The organism is Actinoallomurus soli, assembly GCF_024055715.1.
Lineage (GTDB): Bacteria > Actinomycetota > Actinomycetes > Streptosporangiales > Streptosporangiaceae > Actinoallomurus > Actinoallomurus soli.
Map to the genome: position 1 here is coordinate 59395 of NZ_JAMXMV010000015.1, position 14212 is coordinate 73606.

A 14212-nucleotide genomic window follows, 5' to 3' on the forward strand; every position below is an offset into this window, starting at 1 on the left:
GATCTCCTGGTGAACTGCGGGACGGCGGCCGCGCGAGCGGCCCGTACGCGGCGACGGTAGATCGCGGCGGCCGCGCGGCGCATCGGATGAACGCCCTGACCTGCGCACGGTCGTTCCTACACTTGTCGGAAGACGAGCGGCGGGAGGTCCGGTGGAGGCGAGCGGCGGGATCCAGGCGAGGCTGGACGCGCTGGCCGCCCGCATCGGGCACGGCGTGTCCGTCGACGACCCGGAGGGCCGGCTCGTCGCCTACAGTGCGCACGAGGCCGGTGCCGACGCCGCGCGCATCGCCGCCATCCTGACCCGGCAGGTCGCCCCCGCGATCCAGGACTGGCAGAACCGGCACGGCATCGCCGAGGCGACCGGACCGGTCCGTGTCCCCGCCAACCCCGCGCTGGGGATGGCACCACGGCTGTGCGTTCCCATCCGCGGGGACCGCCGCTGCCTCGGGTACCTGTGGGTTCTGGAGTCGGACGGGCCGCTGGACGATCCCGCGATCACCGAGGCGCTCCGCTGCGCCCATGACCTCGCCGGCGCCCTCACCCCGGGCGCCCCCGCCGACGGCGGCGTGGACGGCCTCGTCCGGCGGCTGGTCGGCGAGGACTCCGGCACCGACGTACGGGACCGGCTGGCGGCGGCCGTCCCGGCGCTGGTCGGCGCGCGGATCCAGGTGTGCGCCGCCGTGCCGTACCGGCCGGAGGACGAGAGCGTCGCCGCGCTCACCTCCGCGGACTTCCGGCGTCTCAGCGCCGGGATGTCCCGCGCGCTGCACCGACACCCCGCCTATGTCGGATCGTTCGTCGGCGCCACGCACGCGGTGGTGCTGCTCCGGCATCCGGCGGACCGCCCTCCGGCCGCGGACGCGATCCATCGGGTCGCCGAGGCCGTGGGTGGCGGGCCCACTCCGACCGGGACGCGGCTCGCGGCCGGTGGCGGGCCCACTCCGACCGGGACGCGGCTCGCGGCCGGCGGCGAGTCCCCGCGGGACGGAACGCGGCTCGCGGTCGGCGGCGGGGCCCCGCCGGACGGGACGCGGTTCGCCGTGGGCGCCAGTGAGCCGGTTCCCTTCGCCGCCGGTACGGCGCGCGCCGCGCACGCCCAGGCGCTCGCCGCGGCCGAGCTCACCGTGCTGGACCCCGCGCTGCCCGAGCCCCTGTACTGGTCCGATCTCGGGCCGTACCGCGCCCTGCTGCGGATGCCGCCGGCGGACGCCGAGGACGCGCTAGCGCCGCTCGACCGGGCCGGGGCCTCGGGCGACACGCTGACGCGGACCCTGGAGACCTACCTCGACCTGGGCTGCGACGCCCAGCGCACGGCCGCCCGGCTGCGGCTGCACCGGACCAGCCTGTACTACCGGCTGGGCCGGATCGCCGACCTCCTCGGCGCCGACCTCGGGGACGGGCTCGTACGGCTGGACCTGCATCTCGCGCTGAAGAGCCGCCGCCTCGCCCGCCGCACGCTCACCTGACCCCTGAGGGCGCGCCCCGGCGGCCGGTCAGGCGGGGCGGCGCCAGGGGCCGGTCGGCGCCACGGGCCGCTGGTCGCGCGCCACGGCGGCGCGGTGCTCGCGGGGGCTGACGCCGCGGACCCGTTTGAACGCGGCGCTCAGCGCGAACGGGCTGCCGTAGCCGACCCGCTCGGCCACCTGGCCGATGGTGAGACCGGGGTCGCGCAGCAGGTCGGCGGCGAGCGCGAGACGCCAGGCGGTCAGGTAGGCCATCGGGGGCTCGCCGACGAGCGCGGTGAACCGGCGGGCCAGGGCCGCCCACGAGACGTTGGTGGCGGCGGCCAGCCCCGCCACCGTCCACGGGCGCTCCGGGGCGTCGTGCAGGAGCCGCAGGGCCGCGCCGACGACCGGGTCGCTCTGGGCGCGGTACCAGGGCGGCGGGTCCGCCTCGGGCCGGGAGAACCACGTGCGCAGGGCGGCCACCAGCAGCAGGTCGAGGAGCCGGTCCAGGACGGCGTCCTGGCCGGGCTCCTCCTTGACGACCTCAGCGGCGAGCAGGGGAACGAGCGGGCCGTCCCACGCGTCGTGCCGCAGGACGATCAGCGGGGGCAGCGCGTCCAGCAGCGGACGGCAGATCTCGCTGAGCACCTGGTAGGTGCCGGTGACCAGCACCGCGGCGCCTTCGGCCGCGTTCCCCCAGGTGCGGACGCCGAGCTCCCCCAGGTCCGAGAGCTCACCGCCGTCCGGGGTGGTGCAGCGCTGGCCGGGATGGATGACCGCCTGCGGGGCCGTGGCCGGGTCGTCGGCGAAGGTGTACGGGTCGGGGCCGCGCAGGATCGCGACGTCACCCGGGCCCAGCTCCGTCGCCCCGCCGCCCTCGGGGATCACCCAGGCCGTGCCGCGCACCGTCGCCACGAGCGTGAGCGGCGCCTCGTCCCGCACGCGCAGCGACCAGGGCGGCACGAGGGAGGAGCGGAGCAGGAAGGCCCCCTGCGCCCGGGGCCCGTTGAGGAGCCCGGCCACGATGTCCATGCCGCGACTGTAGACGAACACGTATGAATCAGAGAGCTTCGGCCATGGGAAGTCTCACACGGAGGCCATTGAATCGAGCCATGACCCAGAAGAGCCTCCAAACCGCCCTCCTCATGGCGGCGACCGTCACGACCGGCCTCATGGCCGGCCTGTTCGCCGCGTTCGCGTACGCGGTCATGCCCGGGCTGCGCGACAGCTCCGACCGCTCGTTCGTCGAGGTGATGCAGAACGTCAACAGGGCGATCCTCAACGGCTGGTTCATGTCCTGCTTCGTCGGCTCGCTGATCCTCCTGATCGGCGCGGCCCTGCTGGCCTGGCGCGGGCACGGACGGCAGGCCCTCCCCTGGATCGTCGCCGCCCTGGTGTTCTACCTGCTGATGTTCCTCATCACCAGCGGGGTGAACGTCCCGCTGAACGACCGGCTCGCCAGGGCCGGCGACCCCCGTCACATCGCCGGCCTCGCCGCCGTACGGCAGCGGTTCGAGGCCCGGTGGGTCACCTGGAACGTCGTGCGCGCGGTCGCGAACCTCGCCGCCTTCGCCTGCCTCGTCTGGGCGCTGGTCGTGTACGGCGCGCACCGCGACGACGCGCGCCGCGACGGTCCGCGCGCCGCCGGTCTGCCCTCGGCCGCGACGGAGGACGCGGCCTTCACGAGCCGGTCCCGGCCCGCGACGGGTGACGTGGCCTCCGCAGGCCGGTTCCCGGCCGCGGCAGGGGACGTGGCGCGAAAGGCGGGGTACGCGGCGTCCTGGCGCCGCCCGGCGGCCGCCGGCTGTGAGAGGCTGTGCGCGGCGAGCGGACGGTCGGCCGGCGGGCGTCCCGCCGCCTCCTGCGACGCTGCGAGGAGTGGGAGTTGACCGGTACGGCGCACGACTTCCTGGCCGTGGCCCGTTCGGCGGCGGGTCTGCTGCGCGACCCGGCGGTGGCCGCCCGGTGGACCGGGCCGAGCGCGCTCCCGGAGTTCCGGGTGAGCGGTCTCGCCGGTCACCTCGCCTACCAGGTCCTCGCCATCCCGCGGATCCTGGCGCGGCCGGTCCCGCACGAGCCGACGATCCCCCTGCTGGAGCACTACGCCCGCGTGGACTGGATCGACGCCGGCCCCGACGCCGACATCAACGTCCGCATCCGGCGGGGCGGCGAGGAGGCCGCGGCCGGCGGACCGGAGGCGCTGGCGGCGGAGGTGGACGCCGTCGTCGAAAGGTTGACCGGCGACCTCGCGTCCGCGCCGGACCGGGCGGTGCGCATCCCGTTCTGGGGGCCGTGGTCGCTGACGCTGGACGACATGCTGATCAGCCGGATGATGGAGCTGGTCGTCCACTCGGACGACCTCGCGGTCAGCGTGGGGGTCCCGGCGCCGGCGCTCCCGGCGAGCGCCGTCGAGACGGTGGTCGACCTGCTGACCCGCCTGGCCGTGCGCCGGCACGGCCCGACCGGCGTACTGCGCGCCCTGAGCCGCGCCGAGCGGGCCCCGGCCTCGATCGCGGCGTTCTGACGGCCGGGCACCGAGCCAGACCAGAGAGGAACCACGGATGGACGACGACAAGGAACTCCGGCGGCGCTTCGAGACGCTGACCACCGCGCACGTGGCGGACGCGTGCATCCGCGCCGGCCTGCCCGTGCGCTGCGCCCCCGCCGCGATGAGCGCCGTGGAGCCCGGCACCCGCCTGCTGGGCCGCGCGCGCCCCGCCCGGCACCTCGGCAGCGTGGACATCTTCCTGGAGGCGTTCGAGGGCGCGGCGCCCGGCGAGGTGCTGGTGGTCGACAACGACGGGCGTCTCGACGAGGCGTGCGTCGGCGACCTGGTCGTCCTGGAGGCCGCGGCGGCCGGGCTGACGGGCATCGTGATCTGGGGCCTGCACCGCGACACCGCCGACATCCGGGCGATCGGGCTGCCGGTCTTCAGCCTGGGGGCGATCTCCACCGGCCCGCTCAGCCTCCGCGACCGCCCGGCGGACGCGCTCACGTCGGCCACCGTCGGCGACCAGACGGTGAGCACCGAGGACCTCGTGCTCGGCGACGACGACGGCGTGCTGTTCGTCCCGGCCGCCGAGGCCGAGCGCCTCCTGACGATCGCCGAGCGCATCCGCGACACCGAGCGGACGCAGGCCGAGCGGATCCGCGCGGGCGTCTCCCTGCGCGAGCAGGTCGGCTTCGCCGCCTACCTCACCGCGCGCGGCGAGACGCCGTCGCTGACGTTCCGCGAGCACCTGCGCTCCGTGGGCGGCGCCATCGAGGAGTGAGCGAGCGCCCGTCGCTCCGGGGGAATCGGGATGAGGCGGGCCCGGTGGCGATGTTACGGTTCCGGAGCCGGTCGCGGGACTGCGGTGCGACTTCCGGAACCCGCCTATGAAGCGACGATTCGCAGCTCGTGCCCCCACTCCCCGACCGGCGCTCCCCTCCCTCCCCCCGGAAGGTGCGGACCGTGGCGCGTGCCGAGACCAGCGCGGACTTGATCGCCGCGGAGGACGTCCTGTTGTTCGTCAACGCGGCGATCACGTCGACGGGCCAGCGCGAGTTCCACTCCGGCGCCGATGAGCAGAGCCTCTCGCTGGACTTCCTTCACGAGTACGTGCTCGGCAACTACCGCGATCTGTACGCCGCGACGCTGGCCCTGGACGTCAACGACCACAACGCGGTGCTCATCGCGCGGAATCTCCTGGTCACCGCGGCCGAGGCGAGCGCCGAACAGCGCCGCGCCGAGGGCCGGCTGATCGCCCGGCGGCTCGCCCTGCTGCCTCCGCAGCGCGTGTACGGCCTGTTCCGGCGGTTGCGCCGTGCCCGGGTCAACAACCGGCGGACGCGGGCGATCATGCGGGACTGGCTGGCGGCCCGCCCCGACCCGGCGTTCGACGCGGTGAAGTACCGCGCGGCGGTCAAGGATGCGGTCCGGCACGCGCACCTGGCGCCCGCCGGCGAGCTGGGCCCCTTCCTGTTCACCCCGCACCGGCCGGCCGCGTACCGCACGCCGATCCTGGAGACCTGGCGGCGCGCCCACTACGAGCAGGCCGCGATGTACGACCTGCCGTACACCGTGGCGGAGGGGTTCGCGGCCCGGCACGGCGTCCCGCGTGGCGCGTTCCTGGAGCGTGTCGCGCCCCGGCTCACCCGCCTCGAACGGCTGCGCCTGCAGGAGTCCGCGCGCGGCCTGGGGGCCGAGGCCGTACGGGCCGACCTGGGAACGATGCCGCTGACCCGGCTGGCGTCGTACGTGCTCGGCCTCTCTCTGGAGGACCGGCGGAACCGCCGCGACGAGCTCACGGCGGCGCTGCGCACGGCGGCCCGCCGTGCGGCGGGCGAGGATGCGGGCCGCTGGGGGACCGTGGCCGCGGTGCTCGACGACAGCTTCTCGGCGTACGGCTCGGGTCAGAAGCGCCGCCGGCCGCTCGCCGTCGCGCTGGCCTGTCACTTCCTGCTGGAGGCGCTGGCCGCGGAGTACACGCCACTGTGGCTGTCCGGCCGCGCCGACGCGCTGTCGGTCCGGCCGTACGGGCCGACGCCGCTCGGCGAGCGGATCCTCGACGCGCTGGAGCTCGGGACCGCTCGCCTCGTCATCGTCTCCGACGGTTGGGACAACGCGCCGCCGGGTCTGGCCGGTGAGGTGCTGCGGATCTGGCGCACCCGGCTCGACCCGTCCCGCGCCTGTGCCATCGTCCACCTCAACCCGGTGTACGACGCCGCCGACTTCGACGTGCGGCGCCTCGCGCCGACCGTCCCGACCGCCGGCGTCCGGGACGCCGAGAACCTGGTCGCACTGGTCGAACTCGCGCAGTTCGCGGAGGGACGCACGGGACTGCCGGAGCTGCGCGCCCACCTGGCACGGCGCGTCGAGGACTTCCTGCGGGAGGGCCCATGACCGAGCGAAGCGAGGGAAATCGATCGGCACGGCCCCTTGGTCATGGGGCCGGCGAAGGAGGTCCCATGACCAAGGTGACGCTGAACGGCCTCACGAGCCGCCCGTCGCAGGTGTGGGGCGGGGTGCGGCTCGTGCCGCTGATCCGGGAAGAGCCGATCGAGGACCTGCGGCTGGACGCCCGGCTCTACGACGCCGACGCCGGGGTGGTCACGGTGGACCCGCGGACGGTCTACTGCTCCTACATCCCGCACGGTTATGTGGCGACGTGGGCGGACGACGGCGCGCCGGCCGCGGCGTACGGCACCCAGCTGCGCGACGCCGCCGACCGCGACCGCGCGCCCAGGCGGATGCCGCTGCGCTTCCACCGCCGGATGGCACGGCGGCTCGACAAGAACCGGCTGCGCTTCCTCCCCCTGCACGTGGCGCTGGAGGGCTACCTGGCGCTGCACTTCGGTGGTCCCACGTTCGCCTGGAAGGAGTGGTCACGGGAGGCGATCCGCCGTGGCCTGTCGCCACGCGCGGAGGAGGCGTACACGGGCGGCGCGGTCCGGGGCCTGGCCGACGCCCTGCGGGTGTTCGAAATCTACCCGGGCCAGTGCGGCGTCCTCGTCTACGCCGCGGACGCGCTCGCCGCCGCCTTCGTGGTGCCGCATCCCGCCGACTACCGCGCACTTCACCCGACGCTGATCCACGACCTGTACGGCGAACTGATCTACCACTACGCCATGCTGGGCGGCCCGGTGCCCGCCTTCGGCGCCCGCGTCGACGACACGGCCGTGCGTTCGCTCGGCGACCTGCGGGCCGCCGCACGGGCGCAGCGGGACGAGTGGGCCGCCTTTCACGAGGACGTCATGGCGGGCGGGCTGCTGGACGGCGACTACACCCGCGAGTACGTCCAGGAGGTCGGGCCGTACCGCCTGTCCCGGTTGATGCCGTCCTTCGAGCGGCATCGGGAGAACCACCTCGGTGAGCTCATCGACGACGACGCCGGGCGGCTCGCGTACCTCAAGACGTTCCGGCTGTCGGAGAACCAGGTCCGGCGCGGTCACCTGCTCACCCGGCTTGCCGCCGGCGACTGGAGCCTTTCAACGACGGCGGCCGCCATGGGCGTCACCGAGCCCGAGCTCGTCCGGCGGATCGAGGCGGCCGGCTTCGGCTACCTCCTCCGCCAGGACGTCCGCGACCACTACCGCGCCCGAGCCCGTGGGGACGCGGCACGGCGCGGGCGCTAGAACTCGACCTGGGTGCCCATGACGACGGTGCGGTCCTCCGGGAGACGGAAGTACTCGGCGGGGCTGGCGGCGTTGTTGGCCAGGGTGAGGAACACCCGCTTGCGCCACCGGCTCATGCCGGGCTCCCGGGTGAGGCGCAGGGAGCCGCGCGACAGGAAGTACGAGGCGTGGTCGGGGTCGATGTCGAGCAGTTCGTCCCGGCCGTCCGCCTGGGACGCGGCGAGCCGCAGCGCCCCGGGGATGTCCTGGTCGTCCTGGAACCCGTACGTGACGGTGAGGTGCACGATCCCGTCGTCCCGGTAGCCCAGGTCGTCGACGCTGATCCGCTGTTCCCGCGGGACGTGGGGGATGGTGTCGTACGTCACCGAGACGATCACGACGTGCTCGTGCACGACGTGGTTGTGGTCCAGGTTCGCCCGCAGCGCCAGGGGCGTCGTCTCCTTGCCCGGGTGCGGGAACACCGCGGTGCCGGGCACACGCGGCACCTTGGTCATGCGCAGCTTCCGCACGAGTTCCGGCAGCGCGCCCTCCTTGTCGACCCGGCGAGCCGTGACGATCTCGCGCCCCCGTTCCCACGTCTTCATGACGGTGAACACGGAGACCGCGATCAGCAGGGGCAGCCAGCCGCCGTGCGTGACCTTCGTCAGGTTGGCCGCGAAGTAGGTGATCTCGGCGCCGCCGATCACGACACCGATCACCACGAGCCGCCACATCGGCCACCGCCACTCCGCCCGCGCGATGACCAGGAAGAGGATCGTCGTGATGATCAGTGTCCCGGTGACCGCCACGCCGTACGCCGTCGCCAGGTGCTCGGACGACTTGAAACCGAACATCAGCGCCAGCACGCCGATGAACAGGATCCAGTTGACCGCGGGGACGTACACCTGGCCGACCTCTCGCGGCGAGGTGTGGCGGATCCGCAGGTACGGCAGGAACCCGAGCCGTACGGCCTGGCGCGACACCGAGAACGCCCCGGTGATCACGGCCTGGGAGGCGATCACCGTCGCCGCGGTCGCGAGGATCACCATCGGCAGCCGCGCCCAGCCCGGCAGCAGCAGGAAGAACGGGTTCGCCACGCTCTTGGGATCCCGGAGGATCAGCGCGCCCTGGCCCAGGTAGTTCAGCGTCAGCGCCGGGAACACCACGCCGAACCACGCGCGCCGGATCGGCCGCCGGCCGAAGTGCCCCATGTCGGCGTACAGCGCCTCGGCGCCCGTGATCGCCAGGACCACCGCGCCCATCGCGATGAAGGCGACGTACGGGTGCCGCAGCACGAAGGCTCCCGCGTAGGTCGGCGACAGCCCGAGCAGGATGCCCGGCTTCCGTACCACCTCGCCGACACCCGCGAGGGCGATCGCGACGAACCAGACCACCATGACCGGCCCGAACAGGATGCCGACACGGTGCGTGCCCCAGCGCTGCGCGAGGAACAGCAGGGTCAGGATCGCCGCCGCGATCGGCAGGACCAGATGGGACACGGCGGGGCTGGAGACCTTGAGGCCCTCCACCGCCGACAGCACCGAGATCGCGGGCGTGATCACGCTGTCGCCGTAGAACAGCGAGGCGCCGAACACGCCGAGGGCCATCGCCACCACGGCCTTGCCGCGCACGCCGCCGAGCACCCGCCGCACCAGGGCGGCGAGCGCCATCACGCCGCCTTCGCCCTCGTTGTCGGCGCGCAGGATGAAGATCACGTACTTCACCGACACGATCAGCGTGACCGACCAGAACACCATGGAGATCACGCCGTAGACGTCGCCGCTCGTCGGGCGGACGGCCCCGTTGTCGATGCGGAACACCGTCTGGAGGGAGTACAGCGGGCTGGTGCCGATGTCGCCGTAGACGACCCCGAGGGCACCCAGCATCAGCGCCAGGAGCCCGGACCGGTGCTCGGACGAGCCCGGCCCGGACGTGGACGCGGTGTCCCGCACCGCAGAATCGGCCATGAGGCAATACCTACCTGACGGCGATCCGGCCACACGCAGCCGGGTCCGGGATGTGCCCTGACCTGGGACGGGCGTCAGGCCGTGTGCTGGTAGGCCGGGTAGGTCAGATACCCCGCGTCGCCGCCCTGGTAGTACGTGGCCTCGTCGACGGGGGCGATCGGGAGTCCGAGGCGCAGTCGCTCGACCAGGTCGGGGTTGGCGATGAAGGCGCGCCCGAAGCTGATCAGCTCGGCGCCGAGCCCGAGCCAGTGGTCGGCGTCCTCCCGGCTCGTCTGCTTCGGTCCCATGGGAAGGACCGGGTTCATGATCAGGGTTCCCGGCCAGGCACGGCGCAGTGCGACCAGCACCTCTTCCTCGGCGGTGGCCTCCAGGTGGACGTACGCGAGGTCCAGGCGGGCCAGCTCGGTCAGCAGCGCGGTGTAGAGCTCGGGAACATCGGTCTCCTCGACGCCCCAGAACGTCCCGCCCGGGGAGAGCCGGATGCCGGTCCGGGCCGCGCCGACGGCCTCGACGGTCGCGGCCACCGCCTCGACCGCGAACCGGATCCGGTTCGCGACCGAGCCTCCGTACCGGTCCGTGCGCAGGTTCGCGTTGGACGAGAGGAACTGGGAGATCAGGTAGCCGTTGGCGCCGTGCAGCTCCACGCCGTCGAACCCGGCCTCGACGGCCCGGCGGGCGGCCTCGGCGTACGACCGGGCGTGCTCGGGCACCTCGGCGGTCTCCAGGGCGCGTGGCATGGGCGCGGGCTGCGGGCCGGTCGGCGTGAACACGTCGCCGACGGCGGGCACGGCCGAGGGCCCGACCGGCTGCAGGCCGGTGGTGTCGGAGTGCGAGACCCGGCCGCCGTGCATGATCTGGGCGAAGATCCGCCCGCCGTTGGCGTGCACGGCGTCGGTCACGGGCCGCCAGGAGGCGACCTGCTCATCGGTGTGCAGGCCCGGCGTGCCGGGGTTGGACTGGCCGATCAGGCTCGGCTGCACGCCCTCGCTGACGATCAGTCCGGCGGTCGCCCGCTGGGCGTAGTACGTGGCCATCGACGGTGTCGCCAGGCCGCCGGCGGCGGCCCGGACCCGCGTCATCGGCGCCATCACGAGCCGGTTCGGCAGCGTCAGGTCACCGAGCCGGTAGCTGCTGAAAAGGGTCGTCATCTCAGGACTCCTCCGCTCCGCCGTGCCCGGATCTCGGGCACGGCGATACGCTAAAACCTGACATTGACGTCAGAGGCAAGCGTTGTGGCGCGAGTCACAACCGGGGAGGACGACGACATGCGCATCGGGGAGCTCGCCGCACGGACCGGCGTCAGTGTCCGGTCCCTGCGCTACTACGAGGAGCAGGGCCTGCTCACCAGCGTCCGCAGCGCCAGCGGGCAACGGCACTACACGGAGGACGACGTCGAGCGGGTGGGGTTCATCCAGCGGATGTACACCGCGGGCCTGTCCAGCCGCACCATCGCCGAGGTGCTGCCCTGCGCCGACGCGCCGAGCGAGGAGCACTCCGACGCCGCGCTGGAGCGGATGGCCCAGGAGCGCGACCGGCTGTCGGAGCACATCACCGAGCTCATCCGCGCGCGGGACGCGCTCGACGACCTGGTGGCCATCGCACGAGCACACCGCGAAACGCTGCGCGCGCCGGCGGCCCGCTGATCACTCCGGCGCCGGCTGATCGATGAGCCCCGGCAACGCACGCAGCGACGTGATCTCATGGCGGGGATCCGGGTCCCCGGGCCGGCGCGCCGCACCGGCCCGGTTGAGCCAGACACCGGCGCCCAACCGGGCGTTCCGGGCGCCGAGGACATCGGTGGCGAGGCTGTCGCCGACGTGCCACACCGACTGCGGCCCGACGCCCAACCGGCCGAGGGCGAGCTCGAAGATCGCCTGATCCGGCTTCGCGACGCCGATCTCGGCGGACACGACGATCTCGTCGAAGTGGCGGTCGAGCCCCGTCGCCGTCAGCTTGTCCCGCTGGGCGTCGGCGGGGCCGTTGGTGACGACGGCCAGGGCGTCGACGCGCTCCCGGAGGGCGACGAGGACCTCCAGGACATCGTCGAACAGCCGGTAACCGCCCTTACGGTCGCGCACGTAGAGGTCGAGCGCGCGTTCGGCGAGGAGCTCGCTCTCGCACCCGCACGCCGAGAGGGCGTGCCGCCAGAGCTCTCCCCAGATGGCGCGGGCCTCAGGGGATCCACTCGGCGAGCGCGCGATGGTCCCCTCGGTCCCTCCCAGGTGGCCGGCGTAGGCACGGGTGTACGCGTCGAACAGCCGATCGGCGTGGAGCTCCGCCGCATCGGCGGTCAGCGCCGCGCACACCCGGCGTACGGTCGCGTGCCACGCCGCCCGGTCGTAGTCGATGAGCGTCGCGTCGAGGTCGAAGAACACCGCCCGGATCGGCCCCATCCCGGCATCCTAGGAGGGATTCGGGAACTCCGGTCAGCCCTGCTGGAAGTAGTGCCCCTGCGCCAGATCCTCGAGGAGTCCCGGATGCACCGGCTCCCACCCGAGCACCTTGCGCGTCACCTCGCTGGAGGTCGGGTTGTCCACTCCCACGGCGGGGCCGAGGAAGGCGAACCGCTCGGCGGCGTCCGACGCGGCGATGCTCGTCGTGGGGACGCCGACGCCGCGCCCGATGGCCGCCGCGATGTCGCGGAAGGGGATCCCCTCGTCGGCGACCGCGTGCAGCCGGCTTCCGGCCGGCGCGCTCTCCAGGGCGAGGCGGTACACCCGCGCCGCGTCGAGCGTGTGCACCGAGGGCCACCGGTTGGCCCCGTCCTCCACGTATCCCGACACGCCGGACTGACGGGCGATGCCGATCAAGATGTGCACGAAGCCGTGCCGGTCGAGCGTGCTGTGCACGATCGGGGGCAGCCGGACGACGGAGGACCGTACGCCGTGCTCGGCGAGTCCGGTCACGAAGTTCTCCGCGTCGACCCGTGGACCGCTGTCGGCGAAATCGGCCTCGGTGCCCGGTCGCCCGGTGATGCCCGCCGAGATGAGCATGAGCGTTCCGGAGGTGGTGACGAACGGCTTGCCCGTCCCTTCCAGCCCTGAGGCGAGCGCCTTGATGGCGGCGAGGTCGGCGGCGACCGCAGCGGCCATATCGCCGGCCCCCATCAGGTCGTGCTTGAAAGCGAGGTGGATGACGCCGTCGGCCGCCGCGGCGGCCTCGCGCAGCCCGTCGAGATCGTCCAGGTCGCCGCGCCGCACCTCGGCGCCGGCGGCCGTGAGCGCCTCGGCCGAGCCGTCCGAACGCGCCAGCCCCACGACCTGATGCCCCGCCTGCAGCAGCTCCGGCACGACCGCCGAGCCCATGTGCCCCGACGCTCCGGTCACGAAAACACGCATGGTGAGCCCTCCTCGGGCGAGTGATGTCACCTGGTGCCATCACCATAGCAGAGGCATGACACCAGGTGACATCGACTAGTCTTCTCCCATGGGGAGATGGCGGCCGGACGCGCGGGCGCGGCTGCAGGAGGCGGCCATGGCCCTCTACGGCGAGCGCGGGTACGACGAGACGACCGTCGCGGAGATCGCGGAACGCGCGGGGCTGACGAAACGCACGTTCTTCCGCTACTTCACGGACAAGCGCGAGGTCCTGTTCTGGAACTCGGATCTCCTGGAGCAGCAGATGGTGGCCGCCATCGAGGCCGCCCCTACGTCCGCCCCGCCTCTCGACCTGATCGGCGCGGCGCTGGACGCCGCCGCCGTCCGGTTCGAAGAGAGCCGTGAGTTCGCCGGCCTGCGGCACCGGATCGTCGCCTCGAGTCCCGAGCTCCAGGAACGCGAGCTGATCAAGGCCAGGTCGATGGCCACCGCCATGACGCGGGCACTGTGCGCCCGGGGAGCCGGCGACACCGCCGCCGCCCTCACCGCCCTCATGTGCACGACCGTCATGCACGTCGCCTTCGAGCAGTGGGTCGACGACCCGGACCGGACGCCGTTCCAGCAGCTCGCCAAGGACGCCCTGGCGCAGCTCCGGGAGCTCACCGCCGCGGGCTGATCCCGTCAGCCGGTCGGGCGGGTGCGGAGGCCGTCGAAGGCGACCTTGGCGACGGCGTCCGCGAGGTCGGGGCCGCCGATGTGGCCCTGCGGGCGGTACCACTCGATCAGCGAGTTGACCATGCCGAACAGCAGACGGGCGGTGGTGGCCGGATCGACGTCGCTCCGCAGGTCGCCGTCGGCGACGGCGTCGGCGACGAGCCCGGCGACGATGCGGTCGAACTCCCGCCGCCGTTCGAGGGCGTCCCGCTCGACCTGGGTGTTGCCGCGCACCCGCAGCAGGAGCGTGACGAAGGGCAGCCGGCCCACCAGGACCGTCACACTGCCCCGTACGAGGTGCTCCAGGCGGTCGACCGCCCGCCCGGGGACGGAGTCCAGCTCGTCGGCCAGCGCGAAGAGCCCGTCGAGGGCGCGATCGACGGCCAGCCGCAGCAGCTCCTGCTTGCCCGGGACGTGGTGGTAGATCGCGGCCTTGGTGACGCCGAGCTCGCGAGCGAGGTCGTCCATGCTCGTGCCGTCGAAGCCGCGCTCGTTGAACAGGGCGACCGCGACCCGCAGCAGGGACTCCCGGTCATGGCCGGGCCGGCCGCGCCTGGTCCGCCGCGCTCCGGGCGGCGTGCCCGACGGTGCGGCCGATGGCGTGGTCGCACGGTCAGCCGGTCGTCCCCTTCCCTCCGCCATGGTCGCACGGTAGCATGAATTACCTACCA

14 protein-coding genes are annotated in these 14212 nt (G+C 73.5%); 8 read left to right on the plus strand and 6 right to left on the minus strand.

From position 1 onward, the window contains the following. The first annotated feature begins 151 nt into the window (after positions 1–151). Positions 152–1468 (plus strand): helix-turn-helix domain-containing protein, encoded by a 1317-nt coding sequence (locus NDW01_RS44025; RefSeq protein WP_252827738.1) that lies wholly within the window; start codon positions 152–154, stop codon positions 1466–1468. Positions 1469–1495: 27 nt separating this feature from the next. Here NDW01_RS44025 and NDW01_RS30270 read toward each other — a convergent pair whose 3' ends face one another. Continuing rightward, on the minus strand, positions 1496–2479 hold the full coding sequence (locus NDW01_RS30270) for an AraC family transcriptional regulator (protein WP_252827739.1): 984 nt from the start codon (positions 2477–2479) through the stop codon (positions 1496–1498). 80 nt (positions 2480–2559) lie between these two features. Here NDW01_RS30270 and NDW01_RS30275 point away from each other — a divergent pair, with 80 nt between their 5' ends. The 5 genes from NDW01_RS30275 to NDW01_RS30295 all read left to right on the plus strand — a co-directional run bounded on the left by NDW01_RS30275 (position 2560) and on the right by NDW01_RS30295 (position 7564). Continuing rightward, positions 2560–3336 carry an anthrone oxygenase family protein gene (locus NDW01_RS30275; RefSeq protein ID WP_252827740.1) on the plus strand — a complete coding sequence of 259 codons (777 nt, stop codon included), beginning with the start codon at positions 2560–2562 and terminating at the stop codon, positions 3334–3336. Then, the gene (locus NDW01_RS30280) at positions 3333–3971 is read left to right on the plus strand and encodes a maleylpyruvate isomerase N-terminal domain-containing protein (RefSeq protein WP_252827741.1); all 639 of its coding nucleotides are present in this window, start codon (positions 3333–3335) and stop codon (positions 3969–3971) included. Before NDW01_RS30275 ends, NDW01_RS30280 begins: the two co-directional genes overlap by 4 nt. 37 nt (positions 3972–4008) lie before the next feature. Beyond that, entirely contained in the window at positions 4009–4719 is a 711-nt protein-coding gene (locus NDW01_RS30285) for an RraA family protein (protein ID WP_252827742.1), read from the plus strand. A 182-nt stretch (positions 4720–4901) separates the two neighbouring features. Next, positions 4902–6332, plus strand: coding sequence for a hypothetical protein (locus NDW01_RS30290; protein ID WP_252827743.1), 1431 nt, complete (start codon positions 4902–4904; stop codon positions 6330–6332). Between the two features lie 65 nt (positions 6333–6397). Beyond that, positions 6398–7564 carry an ARPP-2 domain-containing protein gene (locus tag NDW01_RS30295; RefSeq protein WP_252827744.1) on the plus strand — a complete coding sequence of 389 codons (1167 nt, stop codon included), beginning with the start codon at positions 6398–6400 and terminating at the stop codon, positions 7562–7564. Here the strand turns inward: NDW01_RS30295 and NDW01_RS30300 are convergent. Then, positions 7561–9510: a potassium transporter Kup gene (locus NDW01_RS30300; protein WP_252827745.1), complete on the minus strand. Its 1950-nt coding sequence runs from the start codon at positions 9508–9510 to the stop codon at positions 7561–7563. The two genes, NDW01_RS30295 and NDW01_RS30300, sit on opposite strands and share 4 nt — an antisense overlap. Positions 9511–9584: 74 nt before the next feature. Beyond that, a complete protein-coding gene (locus tag NDW01_RS30305) occupies positions 9585–10658 on the minus strand; it encodes an alkene reductase (RefSeq protein ID WP_252827746.1) in 1074 nt (357 codons plus the stop codon). Positions 10659–10775: 117 nt separating this feature from the next. On the opposite strand from NDW01_RS30305, the gene NDW01_RS30310 reads away from it, so the two are divergent. After that, positions 10776–11153: a MerR family transcriptional regulator gene (locus tag NDW01_RS30310; RefSeq protein ID WP_252827747.1), complete on the plus strand. Its 378-nt coding sequence runs from the start codon at positions 10776–10778 to the stop codon at positions 11151–11153. Here the strand turns inward: NDW01_RS30310 and NDW01_RS30315 are convergent, their stop codons facing one another. Together NDW01_RS30315 and NDW01_RS30320 are read right to left on the minus strand one after the other, a co-directional pair. After that, a complete protein-coding gene (locus tag NDW01_RS30315) occupies positions 11154–11903 on the minus strand; it encodes an HAD family hydrolase (RefSeq protein WP_252827748.1) in 750 nt (249 codons plus the stop codon). Between the two features lie 33 nt (positions 11904–11936). Then, a complete protein-coding gene (locus tag NDW01_RS30320) occupies positions 11937–12848 on the minus strand; it encodes an SDR family oxidoreductase (protein ID WP_252827749.1) in 912 nt (303 codons plus the stop codon). An 88-nt stretch (positions 12849–12936) separates the two neighbouring features. On the opposite strand from NDW01_RS30320, the gene NDW01_RS30325 reads away from it, so the two are divergent. Next, the gene (locus NDW01_RS30325; protein ID WP_252827750.1) at positions 12937–13503 is read left to right on the plus strand and encodes a TetR family transcriptional regulator; all 567 of its coding nucleotides are present in this window, start codon (positions 12937–12939) and stop codon (positions 13501–13503) included. Positions 13504–13508: 5 nt separating this feature from the next. On the opposite strand, the gene NDW01_RS30330 is transcribed toward NDW01_RS30325, so the two are convergent. Beyond that, the gene (locus NDW01_RS30330; protein ID WP_252827751.1) at positions 13509–14183 is read right to left on the minus strand and encodes a TetR/AcrR family transcriptional regulator; all 675 of its coding nucleotides are present in this window, start codon (positions 14181–14183) and stop codon (positions 13509–13511) included. Positions 14184–14212: the final 29 nt, after the last annotated feature.

Excerpts from the sequence above, each read along its gene's own strand:
- NDW01_RS30270 (WP_252827739.1), bottom strand. The coding sequence starts at position 2,479 with ATGGACATCGTGGCCGGGCTCCTCAACGGGCCCCGGGCGCAGGGGGCC.
- NDW01_RS30275 (WP_252827740.1), top strand. The coding sequence starts at position 2,560 with ATGACCCAGAAGAGCCTCCAAACCGCCCTCCTCATGGCGGCGACCGTC.
- NDW01_RS30285 (WP_252827742.1), top strand. The coding sequence starts at position 4,009 with ATGGACGACGACAAGGAACTCCGGCGGCGCTTCGAGACGCTGACCACC.
- NDW01_RS30295 (WP_252827744.1), top strand. The coding sequence starts at position 6,398 with ATGACCAAGGTGACGCTGAACGGCCTCACGAGCCGCCCGTCGCAGGTG.
- NDW01_RS30300 (WP_252827745.1), bottom strand. The coding sequence starts at position 9,510 with ATGGCCGATTCTGCGGTGCGGGACACCGCGTCCACGTCCGGGCCGGGC.
- NDW01_RS30305 (WP_252827746.1), bottom strand. The coding sequence starts at position 10,658 with ATGACGACCCTTTTCAGCAGCTACCGGCTCGGTGACCTGACGCTGCCG.
- NDW01_RS30310 (WP_252827747.1), top strand. The coding sequence starts at position 10,776 with ATGCGCATCGGGGAGCTCGCCGCACGGACCGGCGTCAGTGTCCGGTCC.
- NDW01_RS30315 (WP_252827748.1), bottom strand. The coding sequence starts at position 11,903 with ATGGGGCCGATCCGGGCGGTGTTCTTCGACCTCGACGCGACGCTCATC.
- NDW01_RS30320 (WP_252827749.1), bottom strand. The coding sequence starts at position 12,848 with ATGCGTGTTTTCGTGACCGGAGCGTCGGGGCACATGGGCTCGGCGGTC.
- NDW01_RS30325 (WP_252827750.1), top strand. The coding sequence starts at position 12,937 with ATGGGGAGATGGCGGCCGGACGCGCGGGCGCGGCTGCAGGAGGCGGCC.
- NDW01_RS30330 (WP_252827751.1), bottom strand. The coding sequence starts at position 14,183 with ATGGCGGAGGGAAGGGGACGACCGGCTGACCGTGCGACCACGCCATCG.